Here is a 347-nt window from a genome sequence, read left to right on the forward strand (position 1 = left end):
ACGTACACGGCGCCGAACTCGACTGGAAGGCCCTCTTCCCCGGCGCCCGCACCACCGTCGACCTCCCCACGTACGCCTTCCAGCGCCAGCACTACTGGCCCGACCACTCCGCCTCACCCGACACGACACCGACCGCGGTGGACGAGGTCGAGGCCCGCTTCTGGGAGGCCGTGGAGCGCGAGGATCTGGCGGAGTTGGCGGCCGAGCTGGAGGTGGCGGACGGGTCCGCCGCCGCCGAGTTGGGTGCCGTGCTGCCCGTCCTTTCGTCGTGGCGCAAGCAGCGGCGCGAGCGCTCGACGATCGACGGCTGGCGTTACCGGGTCACCTGGAAGCCGCTGCCGAGCGGC

Annotated in this window: 1 protein-coding gene; it reads left to right on the plus strand. The window is 72.3% G+C overall.

Going from position 1 to position 347, the window contains the following annotated elements:
- The coding region (locus ADL01_RS24610; RefSeq protein WP_159049616.1) for a hypothetical protein at positions 1–347 on the plus strand (347 nt) is incomplete at both ends.

Source organism: Streptomyces sp. NRRL WC-3618, assembly GCF_001280005.1.
Lineage (GTDB): Bacteria > Actinomycetota > Actinomycetes > Streptomycetales > Streptomycetaceae > Streptomyces.